The following is a 598-nucleotide window of genomic DNA, read 5'->3' as shown; positions in this document are numbered from 1 at the left end:
GGCGGGATGTTGCCGATGGGCTCCAGCAGCCGGCGATGGTTGAACCAGTCGACCCATTCGAGGGTCGCGTATTCCACCGCTTCGAAGGATCGCCAGGGTCCACGCCTGTGGATGACCTCTGCCTTGTAGAGGCCATTGATCGTCTCGGCCAAAGCGTTGTCGTAGCTGTCGCCGACGCTGCCGACCGACGGCTCGATCCCGGCCTCGGCGAGGCGCTCGGTGTACTTGATGGACACGTATTGCGAGCCCCGATCGCTATGATGGATGAGGCCGCCCCGATGGGTCGGCCGGCGATCGTGAAGCGCCTGTTCCAGAGCATCTAGGACGAAGCTGGCATGAGCCGTCCTGCTGGCCCGCCAGCCGACGATCCGCCGAGCATAGGTATCGATGACGAAAGCGACGTAGACGAACCCCGCCCAGGTCGCGACGTACGTGAAGTCTGAGACCCACAGCATGTTCGGCGCTGGCGCGTAAAACTGGCGGTTGACGTGATCGAGCGGGCACGGCGCAGCCTTGTCGCTGATGGTCGTGCGCACCGGCTTGCCCCGGATCACCCCTGCCAAGCCCATCTCACGCATCAGCCGGGCGACCGTACCGC

1 protein-coding gene is annotated in these 598 nt (G+C 64.7%); it reads right to left on the bottom strand.

The annotated features are described in order from the left end of the window. The coding region (locus L8K25_RS22590; RefSeq protein ID WP_242141268.1) for an IS3 family transposase at positions 1-598 on the bottom strand (598 nt) is incomplete at both ends.

Source organism: Sphingomonas sp. TREG-RG-20F-R18-01, assembly GCF_022662475.1.
Lineage (GTDB): Bacteria > Pseudomonadota > Alphaproteobacteria > Sphingomonadales > Sphingomonadaceae > Sphingomonas.
The sequence above is the reverse complement of the archived record's forward strand: the minus strand, read 5'-3'. Positions and strand labels throughout refer to the sequence as shown.